This window comes from Haloarcula sp. H-hyl2, assembly GCF_056934385.1.
Genome location: NZ_JBRIIJ010000008.1, coordinates 26,290 through 45,300 on the forward strand (window position 1 = coordinate 26,290; position 19,011 = coordinate 45,300).

The 19,011-nt window shown below is 65.4% G+C and carries 20 protein-coding genes, 1 tRNA gene and 1 pseudogene; 15 read left to right on the forward strand and 7 right to left on the reverse strand.

The features are described from left to right. Window positions 1-63: 63 nt before the first annotated feature. On the reverse strand, window positions 64-1,353 hold the full coding sequence (locus tag Hhyl2_RS21880; protein WP_483552908.1) for a HEAT repeat domain-containing protein: 1,290 nt from the start codon (window positions 1,351-1,353) through the stop codon (window positions 64-66). Window positions 1,354-1,468: 115 nt separating this feature from the next. Here Hhyl2_RS21880 and purE point away from each other — a divergent pair, with 115 nt between their 5' ends. From purE to Hhyl2_RS21945, 13 genes and pseudogenes are all read left to right on the forward strand, one after another. Next, window positions 1,469-2,119, forward strand: coding sequence for a 5-(carboxyamino)imidazole ribonucleotide mutase (gene purE, locus Hhyl2_RS21885; protein WP_483552909.1), 651 nt, complete (start codon window positions 1,469-1,471; stop codon window positions 2,117-2,119). 177 nt (window positions 2,120-2,296) lie between these two features. Further along, on the forward strand, window positions 2,297-2,710 hold the full coding sequence (locus tag Hhyl2_RS21890) for an NADH-quinone oxidoreductase subunit A (protein ID WP_483552910.1): 414 nt from the start codon (window positions 2,297-2,299) through the stop codon (window positions 2,708-2,710). Further along, a complete protein-coding gene (locus Hhyl2_RS21895) occupies window positions 2,703-3,389 on the forward strand; it encodes an NADH-quinone oxidoreductase subunit B (protein ID WP_483552911.1) in 687 nt (228 codons plus the stop codon). Before Hhyl2_RS21890 ends, Hhyl2_RS21895 begins: the two co-directional genes overlap by 8 nt. A gap of 6 nt (window positions 3,390-3,395) precedes the next feature. After that, on the forward strand, window positions 3,396-5,078 hold the full coding sequence (locus tag Hhyl2_RS21900) for an NADH-quinone oxidoreductase subunit D (RefSeq protein ID WP_483552912.1): 1,683 nt from the start codon (window positions 3,396-3,398) through the stop codon (window positions 5,076-5,078). Then, window positions 5,078-6,130: a complex I subunit 1/NuoH family protein gene (locus Hhyl2_RS21905; RefSeq protein ID WP_483552913.1), complete on the forward strand. Its 1,053-nt coding sequence runs from the start codon at window positions 5,078-5,080 to the stop codon at window positions 6,128-6,130. The genes Hhyl2_RS21900 and Hhyl2_RS21905 overlap by 1 nt, the downstream gene beginning before the upstream one ends. Before the next feature lie 34 nt (window positions 6,131-6,164). Next, window positions 6,165-6,626 carry a NuoI/complex I 23 kDa subunit family protein gene (locus Hhyl2_RS21910; protein WP_483552914.1) on the forward strand — a complete coding sequence of 154 codons (462 nt, stop codon included), beginning with the start codon at window positions 6,165-6,167 and terminating at the stop codon, window positions 6,624-6,626. A 124-nt stretch (window positions 6,627-6,750) separates the two neighbouring features. Continuing rightward, window positions 6,751-6,834, forward strand: a pseudogene (locus Hhyl2_RS21915) (NuoI/complex I 23 kDa subunit family protein); the annotation flags it as partial. A 307-nt stretch (window positions 6,835-7,141) separates the two neighbouring features. Beyond that, window positions 7,142-7,411, forward strand: a complete 270-nt coding sequence (locus Hhyl2_RS21920; protein WP_483552915.1) for an NADH-quinone oxidoreductase subunit J — start codon at window positions 7,142-7,144, stop codon at window positions 7,409-7,411. Then, entirely contained in the window at window positions 7,408-7,806 is a 399-nt protein-coding gene (locus Hhyl2_RS21925) for a proton-conducting membrane transporter (RefSeq protein WP_483552916.1), read from the forward strand. The genes Hhyl2_RS21920 and Hhyl2_RS21925 overlap by 4 nt, the downstream gene beginning before the upstream one ends. Then, window positions 7,803-8,105, forward strand: coding sequence for an NADH-quinone oxidoreductase subunit NuoK (gene nuoK, locus Hhyl2_RS21930; RefSeq protein ID WP_483552917.1), 303 nt, complete (start codon window positions 7,803-7,805; stop codon window positions 8,103-8,105). The genes Hhyl2_RS21925 and nuoK overlap by 4 nt, the downstream gene beginning before the upstream one ends. A gap of 2 nt (window positions 8,106-8,107) precedes the next feature. Next, entirely contained in the window at window positions 8,108-10,213 is a 2,106-nt protein-coding gene (nuoL, locus tag Hhyl2_RS21935; RefSeq protein ID WP_483552918.1) for an NADH-quinone oxidoreductase subunit L, read from the forward strand. Then, window positions 10,214-11,743, forward strand: a complete 1,530-nt coding sequence (locus Hhyl2_RS21940) for a complex I subunit 4 family protein (protein WP_483552919.1) — start codon at window positions 10,214-10,216, stop codon at window positions 11,741-11,743. Continuing rightward, window positions 11,744-13,312: an NADH-quinone oxidoreductase subunit N gene (locus Hhyl2_RS21945; RefSeq protein ID WP_483552920.1), complete on the forward strand. Its 1,569-nt coding sequence runs from the start codon at window positions 11,744-11,746 to the stop codon at window positions 13,310-13,312. Here Hhyl2_RS21945 and Hhyl2_RS21950 read toward each other — a convergent pair. Further along, window positions 13,309-14,259, reverse strand: a complete 951-nt coding sequence (locus tag Hhyl2_RS21950) for an MBL fold metallo-hydrolase (RefSeq protein ID WP_483552921.1) — start codon at window positions 14,257-14,259, stop codon at window positions 13,309-13,311. The genes Hhyl2_RS21945 and Hhyl2_RS21950 overlap by 4 nt on opposite strands. Window positions 14,260-14,361: 102 nt before the next feature. On the opposite strand from Hhyl2_RS21950, the gene Hhyl2_RS21955 reads away from it, so the two are divergent. Further along, window positions 14,362-14,631 carry a DUF7553 family protein gene (locus Hhyl2_RS21955; RefSeq protein ID WP_483552922.1) on the forward strand — a complete coding sequence of 90 codons (270 nt, stop codon included), beginning with the start codon at window positions 14,362-14,364 and terminating at the stop codon, window positions 14,629-14,631. A gap of 20 nt (window positions 14,632-14,651) precedes the next feature. Here Hhyl2_RS21955 and Hhyl2_RS21960 read toward each other — a convergent pair whose 3' ends face one another. Continuing rightward, window positions 14,652-15,479, reverse strand: coding sequence for a PH domain-containing protein (locus Hhyl2_RS21960; protein ID WP_483552923.1), 828 nt, complete (start codon window positions 15,477-15,479; stop codon window positions 14,652-14,654). 150 nt (window positions 15,480-15,629) lie between these two features. Here Hhyl2_RS21960 and Hhyl2_RS21965 point away from each other — a divergent pair. Continuing rightward, window positions 15,630-15,704: transfer RNA gene (locus tag Hhyl2_RS21965), tRNA-Val, on the forward strand. Between the two features lie 209 nt (window positions 15,705-15,913). Here the strand turns inward: Hhyl2_RS21965 and Hhyl2_RS21970 are convergent. The 4 genes from Hhyl2_RS21970 to Hhyl2_RS21985 are packed head-to-tail and all read right to left on the reverse strand — an operon-like array spanning window position 15,914 to window position 18,755. Further along, window positions 15,914-16,264: a TRAM domain-containing protein gene (locus Hhyl2_RS21970; RefSeq protein WP_483552924.1), complete on the reverse strand. Its 351-nt coding sequence runs from the start codon at window positions 16,262-16,264 to the stop codon at window positions 15,914-15,916. Window positions 16,265-16,300: 36 nt separating this feature from the next. Next, window positions 16,301-16,996 (reverse strand): DUF1028 domain-containing protein, encoded by a 696-nt coding sequence (locus Hhyl2_RS21975; protein WP_483552925.1) that lies wholly within the window; start codon window positions 16,994-16,996, stop codon window positions 16,301-16,303. A 37-nt stretch (window positions 16,997-17,033) separates the two neighbouring features. Further along, on the reverse strand, window positions 17,034-18,329 hold the full coding sequence (locus Hhyl2_RS21980) for a DUF7405 family protein (protein ID WP_483552926.1): 1,296 nt from the start codon (window positions 18,327-18,329) through the stop codon (window positions 17,034-17,036). Window positions 18,330-18,374: 45 nt separating this feature from the next. Next, window positions 18,375-18,755, reverse strand: coding sequence for a hypothetical protein (locus Hhyl2_RS21985; RefSeq protein WP_483552927.1), 381 nt, complete (start codon window positions 18,753-18,755; stop codon window positions 18,375-18,377). Window positions 18,756-19,011: the final 256 nt, after the last annotated feature.

Below are 19,011 nucleotides of genomic sequence, written 5' to 3' on the forward strand. Positions count from 1 at the left end.
GGCCGTAACTGAGAGGGGATATTCGGGGTGGCGAAATTCCCGAACGACGTACAGCCGACAGTATCAAGCGCTGGCGGCCTTCTCGGCCTCGGCCTGGACCAGGTATGCGCGGTCGTCGACGTACTGGGCGGCCTCGTCGAGGGCGCGCTCGGTTCCGATCTGTCGGAGCGCCCAGGCGGCGGACGCGCGGGCCTGGTCGCTGTCGTCGCTCTCCAGCACGTCGGCCAGCGGTTCGACGGCACGGGTGTCGCCGAGCAAGCCGAGGGTTCGGGCCGCGACCGACCGGATGTCCTCGTTGTCGGCGTCGAGGCGGTTGGCGACCGGCTGGACCGACTCCGGACTGCCGATGGCGCCTAGCGCACGCAATGTCACCTTCTGGAGCGCCGGGTCGCCGTCCCCGTCGATGAAGTCGTGGAGTGTCTCGCAGGCACGGTCGTCACCGATCTTGCCGAGCACCTTGATCGGCCCCTTGTCCCGTCGCTGGGCCTTCTGGTGCATCGCGTCGAAGGCTGGCTCGGCGTCGCTCCCGAGGTGGTAGAAGATGTCGATGATGTACTCCTCCATGAACTCCGACCCCAGGTTGTCGAACGCGAACAGGACGTCCTCGATGTTGCCTTCCTTGGCGTGGATCTTGGCTGCGTTCCACTCCGGCGGGAAGTCCTTGCGGTTTTCGTTGGTCAGGACGTCGTAGAAGCCGCGGGCGTCCAGTTGTTCCTGGACGGTGAGGTCGCTCCAGACCTCGGCTGCCTCCAGGTCGTCCTCGAGGGTTTCGGCGACCTCGAGCAGTGCGGCGATGGTCTCGGCGTCCTCGTCGGCATCCAGTCCGGCGTCGGCGATGGCGTCGGCGACGGTCTCCAGCGCAGCGGCGGCGCTGACGAGGTCCGTGTCGGTCCCGGCACCGTGGGTGACGTGTTCGCCGGCGGCGTCGAGGAACGTCTGTACCGCTTCGAGGGCCTCGTCCTCACCGTCTTCGGTCCACTCGCTGTCGTCGACGGTGGACTGTGCCGTCTCGACGATATCGACGACGTCCTCGGCGTACGGACCGCGCTGTTCTTCGAGGTCCTCTCGGAGGTCCGAGAGCTGAGACTCCAGTTCCTCGCGCGGGTCCGCCGCGTCTTCGTCGTCCTCGTCCGGTTCCGGGAGGGCGGCGGACTCAAGCGCGCTCTCGATGTCGTCCAGCGTCGCTTCGATCTCGTCCAGGTCGGCCTCCGTCTCTGCGGCTTCGAGGGCGTTGCCGGCCTCGTCGAGCCGCGATTCGAGTGCGTCGGCGGTCACGTCGCCGCCACCGTTGTCGGCCGTGTCGGTGTCGGCCGCGTCGGCGTCGGCTTCTGTCTCGTCGTCCCCGTTGCTCATGTACGACGGTGTGTCGGTACGGGCCAAGAGCGTTTCCTTTCTGGGTCACCCGTCCCTGTCGGCCGTCGGCGGGGAAACCGCATACCCTTAGGAGCAACGGCTCGCAGGTCCCGCTATGACAGCCGACAGCGTACAGTCGCTCATCGACCAGTTGCACGAGGAAGCGGCGATGGACCGGCCCGACGCCGCGACGCCTGACGTGGGAATCATCATGGGTTCGGACTCGGATCTGGCGACGATGGCCGGCGGGCAGGGGAAACGGCCCGGCGCGACCGCCGCACTCGCCGACGAACTCGGCTTCGAGGAACAGACCGACTACACCGATGCGCCCGATGCCCGGTTCACCTTCGAGACGTTCGTCGTCTCGGCCCACCGAACGCCGGAACTGATGTACGCGTACGCGGAGACCGCCGCCGACCGGGGTATCGACGTCATCATCGCCGGTGCGGGTGGCAAGTCCGCGGACCTGCCGAACATGACCGCCTCCATTGCCTACCCGCTCCCGGTCATCGGTGTCCCGGTCCAGGAGAAGTCGGTCGATTCGGTCATCGGGATGCCACAGGGGGCTCCCATCACGGCCGTCGACGCGGGCAAGTCCTTCAACGCGGCGCTGAGCGCCACCCAGATTCTCGCGCGCGAGCACGACGACCTCCGTGACCGACTCGTCGACTACCACCGGGGCCTCCAGGAGGAGGTGGGCGAGGTCTCGCGCGACCTCCACGAACTCGGAACGCCCGGATTCAAAGCCGAATACTGGGACGAGTGACGCGCGCGCATCCGCTTCGGCCCTGACGTGACGGATACCGAACCATTATCGCCGGGAGAGCGGACGGAACCGACCCGTCTCACGACCTCGGCCGACGGGGCGTGACGGGCCAGAAACCCGAACAATGAACCCTTATATGCGAGTACTTCTAACCGGCGAACGATAGGAGATTCCGGAATGAGTAATGCATGGATCGCCATCGGGGCACTCGCGGTCGTGGGGCTCGCCATCCCGCTCGGGATGATGGCAGCGTCGAGTCTCCTGCGGCCGAGTGTTCCCGAACAGGGCAAAAGCACCACCTACGAGTCCGGTGAGGTGCCGACGGGAAGCAGCCGGCACATTCGTTTCAACATCCAGTACTACATGGTCGCGCTGCTGTTCGTCGTCTTCGACATCGAGACGGTCCTCATCTTCCCGTGGACCCTCATCTACAGCGACGCGGTGTCGGCCGTCGGCCTCAGCAGGGTTCTGCTACCGATGGCGGCGTTCCTCGGCATCCTCGTCGTCGGACTCGCCTGGGCGTGGCGCAACGGCGCAGTGCGCTGGGTGCGGAACCCGACGGTAACGAAGGGGGCAGATACATATGAGTAGTGACCAGACACCGCCGACGGACGTATCGACACGAGAAGCCCGGATGGGCGACGGCGCGGACGACCGCTTCAACTCCAAACTCCGCGAAGCGTTCGGTTCGACGCCGTTCATCCTCACCAAGTTCGACCAGTTCATGAACTGGGTGCGCGGCTCCTCGATGTTCATGCTACAGTTCGGGATCGCCTGCTGTAGCATCGAGATGATCCACACGTATGCGATCAAACACGACCTCGACCGCTTCGGCGCCGGGGTCCCGCGTGCGTCGCCCCGCCAGGCGGACGTCATCATCGTCCCCGGGACCATCGTCTCGAAGTTCGCCCCGCGGATGAAGCGGGTCTACGACCAGATGCCCGAGCCGAAGTTCGTCGTCTCGATGGGTTCCTGTACCGTCTCCGGCGGTCCGTTCCAGGAGGGGTACAACGTCGTCAAGGGCGCCGAGGAGGTCATCCCGGTCGACATCCACGTCCCCGGCTGCCCGCCCCGCCCCGAGGCACTCATCTACGGCGTCGCGAAGCTCCAGGAACGCATCGCCAACGGCGAGTCCTCGCCGGTGACGGTCAAACCCTACGAGCTCGAACAGTTCGGCGACCTCGAACAGGACGAACTCGTCCAGAAACTCGCCGACGAGATCGACGAGGACGACCTCGTGATGCGGTACAACTGGGACGACTCCCCCTGATCACCAATGAGTCTCGAAGAACCAACACCGGACACGACGGTCGACGTCGGGGTCACCGACGACGGGCTCGACTACGACGCGCTGGCCGCCCTGCTCGACGGACACGTCCTCGAGCGCGAACAGCACGTCAACGCCGAGGGCTTCGTCATCCGTCCCGACGAGGTACAGGACGTCCTCTCGACGCTGCGGACGGAGGCCGGTTTCGACCACCTCTCCTGTGTCACCGGCCAGGAGTACGACGACCGCTACGAGACGATCTACCACCTCAAGAAGTACGAGGATCCGACCCAGGAGCTGTCGATCGTCGTCCCCTCGCCCAAGGACGACCCTGGTAACGAGTCTGCCGCGCGCGTCTACTCGACGGCGGACTGGCACGAGCGTGAGGCCTACGACCTGGTCGGACTGGAGTACGACGACCATCCGGATCTCAAGCGGATCCTCCTGCCGGACACCTGGGTTGGCCACCCGCTCAGTCAGGACTACAACCAGAACCAGCCACAGATCGTCACGCTGCGCGAGAACGCCAACCCGCTCCAGGAGGACCACCGGAGTGAGAACGACTCGGACACGATGTTCGTCAACATCGGTCCGCACCACCCGGCGACCCACGGTGTCCTCCACGTCAAGACGGTGCTGGACGGCGAGCAGATCGCCGACCTCGAATCCGACATCGGCTACCTGCACCGCTGTGAGGAGCAGATGTGTCAGAACGGCACCTACCGTCACCAGATCATGCCCTACCCGGACCGGTGGGACTACATCTCGGCCGGCATCCTCAACGAGTGGGCCTACGCCCGCGCGGCAGAGGACCTGGCGGACATCGAGGTACCCGAGTACGCACAGGTCATCCGCACCATGTCCGCGGAGATGTGCCGGATCGCCTCGCACATGCTCGCGCTGGCGACGTTCGCGCTGGACGTCTTCGGCGACTTCACGGCCGTCTTCCAGTACGGTATCCGCGACCGCGAGATCGTCCAGAACCTACTGGAGGATCTGACCGGCCAGCGCCTGATGTTCAACTACCTCCGACTCGGTGGGGTTGCCTGGGACCTCCCGGAGCCCCGCGAGGAGTACTTCGAGAAGGTCCGGGAGTTCCTCGACGGCCTCCCACACAAGCTCGAAGAGTACCACGATCTGGTCACGGGCAACGAGATCTTCCAGATGCGGTGTGTCGACACCGGCGTCCTCTCGCCGGACCAGGTCAAGCAGTACGGCGCCACCGGCCCGGTCGCACGCGGGTCCGGCGTCGAGTACGACCTCCGGCGGGACGACCCGTACGGCTACTACGACGAACTCGACTGGAACGTCGTCACCGAGCAAGGTGGGGACAACTTCAGCCGCGTCCTCGTCCGCATGCGCGAGGTCGAGGAGTCAGCGAAGATCATCGAGCAGTGTGTCGACCTGCTCGAACAGTGGCCCGAAGACGATCGCACCATCCAGGCCAACGTCCCGCGGACGCTGCGCCCGGACCCGGACAAGGAGGTCTACCGCGCCGTCGAGGGCGCCAAGGGCGAACTCGGCATCTACATCCGCTCTGACGGCACGGACAAGCCGGCCCGGTTCAAGATCCGGAGCCCGTGCTTCTCGAACCTCCAGACGTTGCCGGAGATGTCCCAGGGTGAGTACATTCCGGACATGATCGCCTCGCTGGGCAGCCTCGACATCGTCCTCGGGGAGGTCGATCGCTGATGCAGAGCGGTGGCGCACCACTGCCCGAGATGCTCGCGGAACTGCTCGGGCTGGACCCGACGAACCCTGGCGTCATCCTGGTGATGGCGCTGATCGCCTCGGCGGCTGTCGGGTCGTTCGTCCTGACGAACACGGCGATCGTCATCTGGGCGAAACGGAAGATCACGGCGGCGTTCACGGACCGAATCGCGATCAACCGTGTCGGGCCGCTGGGGCTACTCATCATCGTGGCCGACGCCGTCCGCCTGCTCTCGAAGGAACTCGTCGTTCCCGACGGCGTCGACCGCCCGGCCTGGGACCTCGCGCCGCTCGTACTGTCCGGGTCTGCACTCCTCGGGTTCGCGGTCATCCCGATGGACATGCAGTACAACATCCAGATCGCCGATCCCGAGGTCGGACTCGCCTACGTCTTCGCGACGGCTTCCATCGCGTCGGTCGGTCTGGTGATGGCCGGCTACGCCTCGAACAACAAGTACTCGTTCCTTGGCGGACTGCGCGCAGTGGCACAGAACATCGCCTACGAGATCCCGCTGATCCTCACAGGGGCGTCCGTGGTCATCTTCGCGGGCTCGCTCCAGATGAGCGAGATCGTCATGGCCCAGCAGCAGTCCCTGATCGGCCCGCTGCCGGCCTGGTACGCGTTCGTCAACCCGTTCGCGTTCGTCCTGTTCATGATCGCGAACCTGGCGGAGGTCGGGCGGAACCCGTTCGACATCCCCGAGGCGCCGACTGAAATTGTCGCCGGATACCAGACGGAGTACTCGTCGGTGTACTTCGTGCTGATGTACCTCGGTGAGTTCATCCACATCTTCCTCGGTGGCGCGATTGTCGCGACCATCTTCCTCGGTGGCCCGGCCGGGCCGGTCCTGCCCGGCATCGTCTGGTTCATCATCAAGATGTGGGCCGTGTTCCTGTTCACGCAGTGGGCGCGGTCGGCGGTCCCCCGTGTCCGGATCGACCAGCTCATCGAGATCGGCTGGAAGGGCATGCTCGTGCTCTCGCTGGCCAATCTCGTGCTGACGGCCGCCATCGTCGGGGTGGTCAACGTATGACGACGACGGCGTACGACAACGGCGGTGATTCACAATGATCGGCATCCTGAAATCCATGGCGACGACGATGAAACACGCCCTCGACGGGGAGACGTTCACGGTCGAGTACCCTGACGTCGCCCCCGAGGTGAGCCCCCGCTTCCGTGGCGTCCACAAGTGGAGCCAGGAGCGGTGTATCTGGTGTCGACAGTGTGAGAACGTCTGTCCGAACAACACCATCCAGATCGTGATGGACGACCAGCGCAACGGCGAGCAGTACAACCTCCACATCGGCCAGTGTATCTACTGCCGGCTCTGTGAGGAGGTCTGCCCGACCGACGCCATCCTGCTGACCCAGAACTTCGAGTTCACGGCGGACACGAAAGACGAGTTCGCCTACGACAAGGAGCAACTGAAGAACGTCCCGTGGTACAAGGACATCGACCCGCTGGAGTCGCGTGAACCCGACCGGGGCGCCTGGATCGGGGAAGGCGAAGGCGAAGTGGACTACCAGTAATCCCGCATCCGGCGGCGATCCACCTGTTTGCGGGCTCGAACGCAGTGAGTGCCCGTTTTTTCGCCCACGTTTTTCGAGGAGCGGTAGCCGAGCGACGCGAGGCTACCCGACGCAGAAAAAGGTGGAGGATAGTGATCCGCTGGAGTCGCGTGAACCCGACCGGGGCGCCTGGATCGGGGAAGGCGAAGGCGAAGTGGACTACCAGTAGTTCAGCGCGGACTCGAACGGACCTTCCTTCTCTTTCTGTCGCTACAGCAACAGTCTGTGATGTGCTGACTAGCTGTTCTGTCCGCGCGAGCGGAGCGAGCGCGGTTCTCGGCCCCGAACAGAGTGAGGGGGCGCCGTTTTCGCCACCGAAAGACTCGCTTTCGCTCGTCTTTCGAGCTCTCGTTCGCTTCGCTCACGAGAACCACGTTGTTGCCGCGAGTGGTGGCCAGCGGCCACCCGAGCGGGAAAAAGGTGGCGAGGCGAAAGAGGAATCTTCAAAGGGGCGCCGGCAAGAGGTTCAAGACAAGATGGGACTGTACGAGTCAATCGCGTTCGCGTTGTTCGCCGTGGTCACGGTGGGCAGCGCGTCAGGCGTCGTGTTAGTGCGCGACGTCTGGCACTCGGCGTTGTTACTGGGTGTGTCACTGCTCAGCGTCGCCGTGTTCTACGTCATGAACCAGGCCGCATTCGTCGCAACGATGCAGATTCTGGTGTACGTCGGTGGCGTCCTCATCCTCATCACCTTCGCGGTGATGTTGACCCGCGAGGACGAGTCAGTCATCGAGGTGGCACCATGACAACGAAACCCGAACTCAGCACCGAGGGGAGTCTCACGGCCGGACTGGCCGCGATCGCGCTGTTCCTCGTGCTCGGTGGTGTGTTCCTGACGGCGTCGTTCCCGACGCCGACCGGGTTCCCCGAGAGTGCGGCCGTCACCAAGAGTCTCGGTGCGGCGATGTTCGACATCGCACCGGGTGCGATCATGGGAGAGGACCAGGCGGCCGTCAACGGTGAGGGCTTCATCGTCGCGTTCCTCCTCATCGGTGTGCTCCTCGACGCTGCGCTGGACGGCGCGGTGATGCTCGCAAAGCGTGAGGACGAGGGCGAGAACGTGAGCCTCGGTACCCAGACGGACGAGCCAACTGCCGTCGCCGCCGACGGTGGCGAGCCATCGGGGGGTGACGCCGAATGATCCCGGTCCAGGCGTACCTCCTGCTGTCCGCGGCCGTGTTCTGTATCGGCCTGTTCGGTATCCTGACCCGGAAGAACGCGCTCATCTTCCTGATGTCCGTCGAGCTGATGCTGAACGCGGCGAACATCAACTTCGTCGCGTTCTCGCTCCAGCACGGCAACATCTCGGGACAGGTGTTCTCGCTGTTCACGATGGCGATCGCTGCGGCCGAGGTGGCCGTCGGGATCGGTATCATCCTGGTCCTGTACCGCAACTTCAGTGATATCGACGTGACGAAGGCGACGACGATGAGGTGGTAACAATGGCTGCATTCACATACGCTCCGGCGATCGTCCTGTTGCCGTTCGTATCGTTCCTCGTCGCGCTGTTTGCCGGCGACCGGATGCCCAAGGGCGGCGCGCTGGCCGGCATCACCGCGACGGGTGGCTCGCTGCTGCTCTCGATCTGGGTCGCGCTGACCGTCGCCGGGTTCACCGGGAGCAGTACGTCCTACAACGAGTTCATCTACACGTGGGTCGCGGGCGTCGAGTCGGTCCAGCTCCGCTTCGGACTGCTCATCGACCCGCTATCCGCGCTCATGCTGTTGATCGTCTGTCTGATCGCGTTCCTCGTCCACGTCTTCTCGCTCGGCTACATGAACGACGAGGGCGAGACGGGCCTGCCGCGCTACTACGCCGGCCTCGGCCTGTTCACGGCGAGTATGCTCGGGTTCGTCGTCGCGAACAATCTGCTGATGGCGTTCATGTTCTTCGAGCTGGTGGGCCTGTGTTCGTATCTGCTCATCGGCTTCTGGTTCCGCGAGGACGGCCCGCCCAGCGCCGCGAAGAAGGCGTTCCTGGTCACCCGCTTCGGTGACTACTTCTTCCTCATCGGCGTCGTGGGCATCTTCGCGACCTTCGGGACCGGCCTCTTCGCCCCGATCACGCAGAACGGCGAGGTCGTCGCACAGTCGTTCCCGGTGCTGGCCGAACACGCCGTCGTCGACGGCGAGACGGGCCCCATCGCGATGCTCGATACCGTCGGACTGGGCGCGCAGGCCTGGTTCACGGTGTTGGGACTGCTCGTGCTCGGCGGCGTCATCGGGAAGTCCGCGCAGTTCCCGCTGCACACGTGGCTCCCCGACGCGATGGAAGGTCCGACGCCGGTCTCGGCGCTCATCCACGCGGCGACGATGGTCGCGGCCGGTGTCTACCTCGTCGCGCGCATGTACGGCTTCTACGCCATCTCGCCGACCGCGCTCGCGGTCATCGCGCTGATCGGTGGCTTCACGGCGCTGTTCGCGGCGACGATGGGCCTGGTCAAACAGGAGATCAAGCAGGTGCTCGCGTACTCCACCATCTCCCAGTACGGTTATATGATGCTTGCGCTGGGCTCGGGTGGTTACATCGCGGCGGTCTTCCACCTGACCACCCACGCCGTCTTCAAGGCGCTGCTGTTCCTGGGCGCCGGATCGGTCATCATCGCCATGCACCACAACGAGAACATGTGGGACATGGGCGGTCTGAAAGACCGGATGCCAGTGACCTACTGGACGTTCCTCTCCGGGTCGCTGGCACTGGCCGGTATCGTCCCCTTCGCCGGCTTCTGGTCGAAAGACGAGGTGCTGTACGAGGCACTCATCCACGGCTTCGGCAGCGAGGGCGGTCTCGGGACGGCCTACCTTCTCGCGTACGCGATGGGGCTCCTGGCCGTCTTCTTCACCGGCTTCTACACTTTCCGGATGGTCTACCTGACCTTCCACGGCAACGCACGGACCGACACCGCACGTGATCCCGAACCGGTCCACTGGAACGTGAAGGGGCCACTCGCGGTGCTGGGCGTGCTGGCCGCGACGGTCGGGTTCATCAACATGAAGCCCGTCGCGGAACTGACCGGGCTCCACATCGACTATCTGCACAAGTGGCTCCTCGGCCCCGAGGAGGGCGGTTGGCCGGCGGCACTGAACACCGGCCTCCACCACTACGAGGTGCTGCTGCACGATGTTTCACACGTTGCGGCCGGCTACCCGCTGGGTGAGACACCGACGCTGCTGGCGTCGGCCGGCGTCTCGCTTGGTCTCGCGCTCGCCGGCGCCGGCGCCGCGACCGCGCTCTATCGTGGCCCGGACCCGGTCGAGCACACGGACAAGTTGGGCGGTCTGAAGACGCTACTCATGCACAACTACTACCAGGACGAGTACCAGGTGTGGCTCGCGACCGGGCTCACCTATCCGTTGGCTCGCGCGATGGACAAGTTCGACCAGGGCGTCGTCGACGGTGTCGTCAACGGCATCTCCAGCGTCAGTCTGTTCGGCGGCAGCCGCATCCGGCGTATCCAGTCCGGTGTCGTCAGCAACTACGCCGCGCTCCTGACGCTCGGCCTCGTACTGCTGCTTGGCTTCTTCGGCGTCGTGGGGGGGTGGTTCTGAATGCTGGTCGCTGTACTACTGGCTCTGACACTGCTCGGAACCGGCCTCGTCCTGCTCTCGCCGGACCGCTACGCCGGCAAACTCGCGGCCGGTATCAGCGCTGTCCCGGTCCTCGTGACCGTCTACATGTACTGGGTCTACCTGACCCAGCACCAGGGGGCGGGCAACGCACTGCTCTCGCCCGGTGATGTCGCCTTCAGTCAGCAGATTCCGTGGATGGAACTGGGCGGCTTCCAGATCGCGTACTACGTCGGTCTGGACGGCGTCAGTATGCCGCTGCTCGCGCTGACGACCATCCTGACCACGCTGGCGATCGTCTCGGCGTGGACGCCAATCGACGAACGGCAGTCCCAGTTCTACGGGCTGATGCTGTTCATGGAGACGAGCCTGATCGGCGTGTTCACCGCGCTCGATTTCTTCCTCTGGTTCGTCTTCTGGGAGGGCGTGCTCATCCCGATGTACCTGCTGATCGGTGTCTGGGGCGGCCCCCGGCGCAAGTACGCCGCGATCAAGTTCTTCGTCTACACGAACGTGGCCTCGCTGATCATGTTCACCGGCCTGTTCGCGCTGGTGTTCAACACGGACCTGACGTCGCTGGCCCTGCCGGCGATGGCCGAGGCCTTCCGGACGGCGTCGGGACTGCCCGAGATCGCCGGCTTCAGCCTGGCGACGATCTCGTTCCTCCTGATGTTCTTCGGCTTTGCGGTGAAGGTGCCCGTCTTCCCACTGCACACGTGGCTCCCCGACGCTCACGTCGAGGCGCCGACGCCGGTGTCGGTGATGCTGGCCGGTGTACTCTTGAAGATGGGGACCTACGCACTGCTGCGGTTCAACTTCACGATGCTCGCCGACACCGCCAGAACGCTGGCAATCCCGCTTGCGATCGTCGGTGTCGTCAGCGTCATCTACGGGGCGATGCTCGCGCTCGCACAGCGGGACCTCAAACGCATCGTCGCGTACTCCTCGATCTCGTCGATGGGCTACGTCATCCTGGGACTCGTGGCCTTCACGCCCCACGGGATGGGCGGTGCGACCTTCCAGATGGTCGCCCACGGCCTCATCTCCGGGCTGATGTTCATGTCCGTCGGCGTCATCTACAACACGACCCACACGCGCATGGTCGGCGATATGTCCGGGCTCGCGGATCGGATGCCCCGGACCATCGCTGTCTTCGTCGCGGCGGCCTTCGGCTACATGGGCCTGCCGCTGATGGCCGGCTTCGCCGCCGAGTTCCTGATCTTCCAGGGTGCCTTCGACGCGCCGACCCTGGGCGGTGCGGCACCGATCCTGACCAGCGCGGCCATGTTCGGTATCGTCGTCGTCGCCGGCTACCTGCTGTGGGCGATGCAGCGCACGCTGTTCGGTGAGTTCGAACTCGGCACCGACTACGACGTGACCCCGGCGCCGCTCCACGACGTCGCACCGCTCGTGGTGCTGTTACTGCTGGTCATCGTCCTGGGTGTCGCACCCGACCTCTCGTACCAGATGATCCAAAACTCGCTCGTCTCTCTCGTCGGAGGTGGTGCATAGATGGTCCACCAGCTGCCGTCGTGGGCAGGTATGGCACCAGCGCTCGCGCTCGGTGTCGCGGCACTGCTCCTGTTCCTGGTCGACAGCGTCGACCCCGATACGACCAACAGCGAACTGCTGGCTGGGATCTCCGTGCTCGGCGGGCTGTCGTCGCTGGCGCTGGCCGTCTGGTTCATCGTCGGCGGCACCGGTATCCCCGAGAGCCAGGGTGGCCAGGGGACGCCGGTACTGTTCAACGGCCAGCTTGTCGTCGACCAGATGGCGCTGTTCTTCATGGTGATCGTGGCCAGCGTCACTGCGCTCGTGGCGCTCGCGAGCTACGACTACATCGCGGACCACAGCTACCAGGCCGAGTTCTACGCGCTCGTCCTGCTGGCCGCGACCGGTATGTCGGTGCTGAGTGCGGCCAACAGCCTGGCCACGGCCTTCGTCGCACTCGAACTCATCTCGCTGCCCTCGTACGCACTCGTCGCGTTCCTGAAGAAGAACAAGGGGAGCGTCGAGGCCAGCCTGAAGTACTTCCTCATCGGTGCGGTCTCGTCGGCGGTCCTCGCGTACGGCATCTCGCTGGTGTACGCCGCGACCGGTGTGTTCCGCTTCGACGGCGTCGCGGCGGCTATCGACAGTGGCGTCGTCCAGACCGTCGTCGAGGGCACCGTCCAGGCACAGAGCGGGAGCCCCGAGGTGCCGATGTCGATCCTCGGCGTCGGCATCCTGATGATCATCGGCGGGGTCGCGTTCAAGACCGCTGCGGTACCGTTCCACTTCTGGGCGCCCGAAGCCTACGAAGGCGCACCCGCCCCTGTCTCGGCGTTCCTCTCCTCGGCGTCGAAGGCCGCCGGCTTCGTGCTGGCGTTCCGAGCGTTCGCCGTCGCCTTCCCCATCGAGTCGCTGCTCGGTGGGCCGGTCGAGGCGATCAACTGGGTCGTCGCCTTCCAGATCCTGGCCATCGCGACGATGTTCATCGGGAACTTCGCCGCGGCGACCCAGGAGACGGTCAAGCGGATGATGGCCTACTCCAGCGTCGGGCACGCCGGCTACGTGCTCATCGGGCTGGCAGCGCTGTCCTCGTCCGGTGAGGGCCTGGCGTTCAGCATGAGCGCCGGGATGGCACACCTGCTCGTCTACGGCTTCATGAACACCGGCGCGTTCCTGTTCATCGCGCTGGCGGAGTACTGGGGCATCGGTCGGCGCTTCGAGGACTACAACGGTCTGGGACAGCAGGCGCCGCTCGCCTGTGCGGCGATGACGATCTTCCTGTTCAGCCTGGCCGGCCTGCCGATCGGCGGCGGGTTCTTCTCGAAGTTCTACCTGCTGGAGGCGACGGTCAACGTCGGCGCCTACTCGCTGGCGTTCGCGCTCATCGTCAACAGCGCGCTGTCGCTGTTCTACTACTCGCGGGTCGTCAAGGCGATGTGGATCGAGGAACCCACGGGCGAGCGCAGCATCGAGTCGTACCCGACGGGGCTGTACACTGCCATCATCGCCGCGGCCGTCGTGACGGTGCTCCTGCTGCCCGGTTTCACGGCCGTCTCGGACCTGGCCTCCCAGGCCGTCGCACTGATCTAACGGCGTTCGTAGACGAACACGCCGCCGTTCTCCCGTTTCTCGACGCGATTGCGCGCTTCCAGCACGTCCAGATGTCCGACAGCCTCGCTCATCCCCGAGAAGTACTCGGTGGCGGGCAGGTCACCAAAGAGCGCCGTCATCACTTCGACCGGCGTGGTCACGCCCTCGCTGACGATGTCGGCCACTTCGTCGGTCCGCTGTTCGTGTTCGTCGAGGATCGCGTCGATCCGTTCCTGTGGTGACTCGACGGGTTCCCGATGCCCGGTGAGGAACCGATCGTGGCCCTGTTCGCGGAGCCAGCGGAGCGAGTCGTTGAACGCCGGGAGGACCCGCGGGCGCGGCCCATCCGGTTCGTCGGGGGGCTGAAGAAAGGGGTTTGGCGTGATGTCGGCCAGGACGTTGTCGCCGACGATCGCCTCCCGCCGGCCCGTGTGGTCGTAGGAGAAGATGATCTCGCCGGCGGAGTGGCCTGCCACGGTATCGACGGTCAGCGGCTCGTCGTCGACCGTGACGGTGTCGCCGGCCTCGAGCGTCCGGTCGGTCTCGACGCTCTGTGCGTACGCCAGGAACGCCTCCGGGAGCTGGGTGACCGTCTCGGCGGTCTCCCTGGAGGTCCCACAGCGTTCGAAGAAGTCGACGAAGTACGTCTGTTCGGCGTCCAGCCGCGCGGCGAAGTCGGCCATGATCGGCTCGGCGTCGACGCTCGCGAGGACGCTGGCACCGGCCCGGCTGAGCCGTTTGGCCAGCCCGAAGTGGTCGGGGTGGGGATGAGTCACCAGGACCTGCTCGACGTCGCCGGGAGCAAGACCACGCGCTTCCAGCGCCTCCAGCAGGCGTGACCACGCCTCCTCGCTGTCCGGGCCGGGGTCGACGATAGTCCGGCCGGCGATGTAGGCGTTGACCGCACCGACCTGAAAGGGGGTCGGGATCGAGATGCGTGTGAACATATACCGCCGTTACGCCCGACAGCGGATAACGGTTCGTCCCCCGGAACCGGGAACCCCGAATCGGGCACAAAGGATTTATTCGTTGTCTCCGTAGGGACAGATATGAACAAACACTTCGAAGACGCACGGTACTACCTCAAGCGCGCCGGCGAGACGGCCACGAAGGGCGTCAAAGAGGAACTCGAACCGGTCGAAGAGCGGTTCCGCGAACTCACCGGCAAGGAGGAAGAACCCGAACCGAACCGACTCGACAAGGTCAAGTCCGATCTGAAGGACCTCCAGAAGCGAGCGGAGGGTGACGCCGAGCAGGCGATCAAGGACGCCCGCGAGAAGATCGGTGACTACCGACAGAGCGAGCAGCCCGAAGCGTAGGCACGGGTCCGCCGGAACGGTCAGTCGCCGCCACCCCACTCCCACTGACTGAGTTCGAGTTCGTCGACGCGCTCGGCGAGTTCGTCACACCGAGCCTGTAGCTCGGCGGCACTGTCGAACGACCGATCCGTTGCAATCGAGAGGGCCTCGTCGTAACTGTCGCGAGCGGCTGCGAGACAGCGCCGTGCCCGCTCTGGATCCGAACCGAGAAGTTCGTCCGCACGGGCTTCGAGGCGGTCCCCACGCTCCCGATAGTTCTGTAACCACACCGTTTCGAGTCGCTCCTGTAGCACTCCGGGGTCGACGTCGTGCTCGGTTTCGATGTCCTGTAACACGCCGTGAGCCCTGGTCAGCGTACTCTCCGTGGTCGTGCTCTCGACCGCGTCGACCGGCGTTTCGGGGGCGGTGTCCACGCTCTGGCTGTTCATATCCGCCTTGTCGAGCAGGGTCCGCACCCGGTCGCACTTCTTGCAGAGCCGGTCGAGGAACTCGCCCACGGCGTCCATGTCGCCGTCGTCCGGCGAGAGCGTGTACGTCTCCTCGTCGGTGGTTTCGATGGCGACCTTCGAACGCAGGAACCCGTTGGTCACGGTCGCGTCTCGGAGGTCCGCGTAGGGGATAGAGACGAGCGCGTCTTCCCCGGCGCGTTCACCTCCCCCGACCACGAAGAGGAGTCGGCTGTTCGTGACGACCAGGACCGACCCGTGGCCGTTCGTCGGAGCGAGTGTCGATACCGATCCCTCGACGTCGCGCTCTACGGCATCACCGTCGCTGACGAGTCGATACTGCTCGGTCTCCGCCTGGAGGTACGAGGCTATCGGATCGGCTGTCACCTGTTGTCGTGGCATCGAGGGTCCCCACCCAGCTTGCTTGGGTATCGTTCACTGTACACAATTGTGTCACGGTACATGAACCTTCGCCTAGAGTACCTGCCCGATTCCGCCCGGAGTTCCGGAGAAGATAACGCTTAAGTCCAGCCGTAGGGAAGCACAGCATGCGGGTTGGTGATCTAGTCCGGTTATGATACCTCCTTCACACGGAGGATGTCGGCGGTTCGAATCCGCCCCAACCCATTTCTGATTTCTCGCAACGACGAGCGCAGCGAGTCGTCTGTGAAATCGAAATGGCCCGGGCGGTTCGAACACTGGAAGTCGCGCGCAGCGGAGCGAGCACGTCTTCCGTCGGTGAGAATCTGCCGGGAGGGCGACACCGAACCCTGCGCTATCGCGCAGGACGCCCCATTCCACCTCTCACACCGACGAACGAGAGCACAGCAGTTCACTCACACTGACTCGACGAACGTCGCGTCGGCCGATGTCCGACCCTCGTTGAACGAGAGGACCTTCGCCCGGATGACGTCGCCGTTCGAGAGATCGTCCGGGATGTCCTCGACGAAGAGGACGAACCCCTCGACCTTGCCGACGGCGACACGCTCGCCTGAGTGGTGGTCGGAGAAATCGGTGACGCCGAACTCGTAGCTCGACCCGAGTTCGACCGGTGGGTCGCGCTCCTGTGCGGCCTCGTGGGCCCGCTTTGACGCCCGTTTCCCGGACGAGCGCCACCGCATGACCGCGTAGGTCCCGCCGAGACCGATGGCGCCGCCGGCAGCGGCTGCGAGGATGAGAAGTTCCATGCTGGACGGTCGGGGGCGAGCCCCTTAGGTCCAGTGTCAGGTGTCGTCGGTCGAGTCTTCGTCCTCGTACTTCTCGATGGCTGCCTCGAAGCTCTCGACGGCCAACGAACGCGTCTCACGGAGGTCCTCGATTGGCGTTCGCGTCGCGTCCACCCGGAGGTCCTCGTCGTAGGGTTCGAGGTCGCGGGCCTCGGTGGTGGCGATCTGGAGCGCGGCCGACTGGACCTCCAGATCCGTTCGCTTGTCGCCACCCTCGGCGTGGCCGGCCGCCAGCGCGTCGACGAGACGCTTCGAGAGCGGCGCCGAGCGGTCGCTCTCGGCGTAGGCCGCGGCGGTGGAGTCGAGGACTTCGGGCCCGGTCAGCAGGTTCCCGGCGACGGTGAACGATTCGCGCTCACGGTGGCCGAACCACTCGCCGCAGTCGTCGCCTGAGAACGCGTAGGTGCCGTGGCCGTCGACCCCGTGGAGCTGTCTGGTCGCACTCTCCTCGTCGGCGGCCAGCAGCGCGCCCAGCGCGTCCTCGATGGCGAGACCGTCGCCGAGATATGTGACACCCTTTCGACCGAGGTCGACGTTGACGTGCGCTTGCGTGGCGACGGCACCGTCCGCGGTGGCGAACGGGCAGAGCGCCCCGACGGCGGCCAACCGGGTGGTGACGGCCACGCCGTAGCGGGTCTGTTCGACGCCGTCGTCGTCCGTGTACGGTTCGCGGACGCAGATGCTGAAGGTCACATCACGACCACGGGTCACGGCGTCGAAAACCCGGCGATCACTCCGGACGCGGTGTCGGCAGCGAGCGGTGGCGCCGCGGTGGGACGAGGAAGTAGCCGCGACGGCGGACGAAGATGTACTCCAGGATGCCGTTGTTGACCCGCTGGCGGACCGCTGGAGTCTCTGCGGGCACGTCGCTGCCGTTCATCGCCTGACGGACCGCCTCGAATTCGGAGACGCCTTCCTGGAGCGACGGGAAGTGGAGGCTCGCCACTTTCTGGTCGGAGCCGATGTCGTCGGTCGACTCGAAGTGCCGGCGCAGCAGGCGGACGTTGCCGTCGTCGTCACGGTTGGCGCGGGCTGCCTTCTGTGCGTGGCCGACGCGACCGAACTCGCGGGCGTCGTCCAGCAGGTCGTCGACGAACTGGTCGACCTGACTGTTGTCGCCGAGGTTCGCGCCGATACCCTCGACGAGTCCCTCCTCGGCGTGGCCGGGGCTGAACATCTCCATGACCTGCTCGCGATAGTCCTGCTCCTCGTACCAGTCACCGAGTCGCTGCCGGAGGTTCGAGATGGCCTTCGTCGTCCCGCCGGCGAAGGGGCCCGAATCGAGCGTGACGTACTCCTCGGTCGCCTGGTTCCCGACGAAGCCGGCCTTGAACCCCATGAACAGCGGCGATGCCTCCGGGACCGGCTTGCTGTCCGGGATACCCTCGACATCCTGGTTCTGTGCGGGCAGGCCGGCACCGACGAACCCGGTCCGCCGGGAGTCGACGCTCATGACGTCGGTCAGTCGAGCGGTGACGTCCTCGCCGTTGGCGGACTCCCGCTCGCCGGTCAGGGCCTCCTCCGCTTCCAGGACGACATCCGGGCTGTCGCTGGCCAGATGGACCACGGCGTCCTGGGTGTCGAAGGTGGGCGTCTCGAACCCGGACAGTGCCCGTGGTTCGTGGAGGTCCAGATCGGCCGGGAGGGACTGCTCGAACCGGTCGAAGTACGCCGGCGAGTACGCGACGCTGAACAGCAGCCCCTCGTTGCTCCACTCGTAGGCACGGTCGAGCGTCGCGAGGGCGGTCGAGACGCTCTCGCGGTCGTCTTCCCCCGGTGGCCCGTCGGTGTCGAGGTCGACGTACAGGAGGAGCTGGTGCTTCGGGAGTTCGGAGTTGCCGTGTTCGTCGTGACGGATGTGCTCGCGCCAGGCGTGCTGGCTGGCGGGTTTGGCATCGCGGTCGCCGGTCGGGACCGGGTCGGTTCGCTCGCGGTCGAGACACGCCGAGAGGGCGCTGGCCCCGCCGACGGCGACCGCTGCCTTGCAGAAGCGACGGCGCGAGAGCCCGTCTTCCGGCGGCTGCATGGTCGGGGGTTGGTCGTCACGCTGTAAGCGCGTTGCGGTCGGCGGCTACAGCCCCAGGACATCACGCAGGCCGCCGCTGTCGCTCTCTTCGGACGACGGGTCGATCTCGGCGTCGCCGGGGAGTGTCCGTGCCAGTTCCGCGATCTCCTGGTCGCCGAAGCGCTCGTCCTCGCTGGCGTCCTCGATCCAGGCCGCCCACTCCTCGTCTGTCAGCAGTCCGCGCGAGTCGGTCCCCCACTGGTCGACCAGCGCCTCGCGGTCCTGGAAGGGGATGTCCATCCCGCTGTCGCCCCAGTACAGCGGTGAGAGTTCGAAGTCGTACTTCTCGTGATCCAGCCAGACGAGCCGGTAGGGATAGCCGTTGTAGAGGAAGACGTCGTCGGGCCCCACGAGGTCGCCGTTCGGAAGTTCCAGCCGCTCGGACATACGACTGTGTAGGGCAGGGGGACAGTTCAGGGTTGCGTCGCCACTAGCAGTCGGGGTTGGTTCCGTGGATTTAGACACGAACAGCCAGAAAGCCCCGGCTGTCATCGGACGCGAAGCGTCCGATTGCCCGCGAGAGCTTCGCTCTCGCCCTGGCTCCGGTCGAGGGCCTCGCTGCGGTCTCTGCTCACGGCGGCAAAGCCGCCGTTCGCATGGTCCGAGGGACCTCTAGTGATAGTCATAAGTTTTGGATAGATAG

Bases quoted from the DNA above. Each gene is read 5' to 3' on its own strand.
- Hhyl2_RS21880 (WP_483552908.1), bottom strand. From the start codon at position 1,353: ATGAGCAACGGGGACGACGAGACAGAAGCCGACGCCGACGCGGCCGAC.
- purE (WP_483552909.1), top strand. From the start codon at position 1,469: ATGACAGCCGACAGCGTACAGTCGCTCATCGACCAGTTGCACGAGGAA.
- Hhyl2_RS21890 (WP_483552910.1), top strand. From the start codon at position 2,297: ATGAGTAATGCATGGATCGCCATCGGGGCACTCGCGGTCGTGGGGCTC.
- Hhyl2_RS21895 (WP_483552911.1), top strand. From the start codon at position 2,703: ATGAGTAGTGACCAGACACCGCCGACGGACGTATCGACACGAGAAGCC.
- Hhyl2_RS21900 (WP_483552912.1), top strand. From the start codon at position 3,396: ATGAGTCTCGAAGAACCAACACCGGACACGACGGTCGACGTCGGGGTC.
- Hhyl2_RS21905 (WP_483552913.1), top strand. From the start codon at position 5,078: ATGCAGAGCGGTGGCGCACCACTGCCCGAGATGCTCGCGGAACTGCTC.
- Hhyl2_RS21910 (WP_483552914.1), top strand. From the start codon at position 6,165: ATGATCGGCATCCTGAAATCCATGGCGACGACGATGAAACACGCCCTC.
- Hhyl2_RS21920 (WP_483552915.1), top strand. From the start codon at position 7,142: ATGGGACTGTACGAGTCAATCGCGTTCGCGTTGTTCGCCGTGGTCACG.
- Hhyl2_RS21925 (WP_483552916.1), top strand. From the start codon at position 7,408: ATGACAACGAAACCCGAACTCAGCACCGAGGGGAGTCTCACGGCCGGA.
- nuoK (WP_483552917.1), top strand. From the start codon at position 7,803: ATGATCCCGGTCCAGGCGTACCTCCTGCTGTCCGCGGCCGTGTTCTGT.
- nuoL (WP_483552918.1), top strand. From the start codon at position 8,108: ATGGCTGCATTCACATACGCTCCGGCGATCGTCCTGTTGCCGTTCGTA.
- Hhyl2_RS21940 (WP_483552919.1), top strand. From the start codon at position 10,214: ATGCTGGTCGCTGTACTACTGGCTCTGACACTGCTCGGAACCGGCCTC.
- Hhyl2_RS21945 (WP_483552920.1), top strand. From the start codon at position 11,744: ATGGTCCACCAGCTGCCGTCGTGGGCAGGTATGGCACCAGCGCTCGCG.
- Hhyl2_RS21950 (WP_483552921.1), bottom strand. From the start codon at position 14,259: ATGTTCACACGCATCTCGATCCCGACCCCCTTTCAGGTCGGTGCGGTC.
- Hhyl2_RS21955 (WP_483552922.1), top strand. From the start codon at position 14,362: ATGAACAAACACTTCGAAGACGCACGGTACTACCTCAAGCGCGCCGGC.
- Hhyl2_RS21960 (WP_483552923.1), bottom strand. From the start codon at position 15,479: ATGCCACGACAACAGGTGACAGCCGATCCGATAGCCTCGTACCTCCAG.
- Hhyl2_RS21970 (WP_483552924.1), bottom strand. From the start codon at position 16,264: ATGGAACTTCTCATCCTCGCAGCCGCTGCCGGCGGCGCCATCGGTCTC.
- Hhyl2_RS21980 (WP_483552926.1), bottom strand. From the start codon at position 18,329: ATGCAGCCGCCGGAAGACGGGCTCTCGCGCCGTCGCTTCTGCAAGGCA.
- Hhyl2_RS21985 (WP_483552927.1), bottom strand. From the start codon at position 18,755: ATGTCCGAGCGGCTGGAACTTCCGAACGGCGACCTCGTGGGGCCCGAC.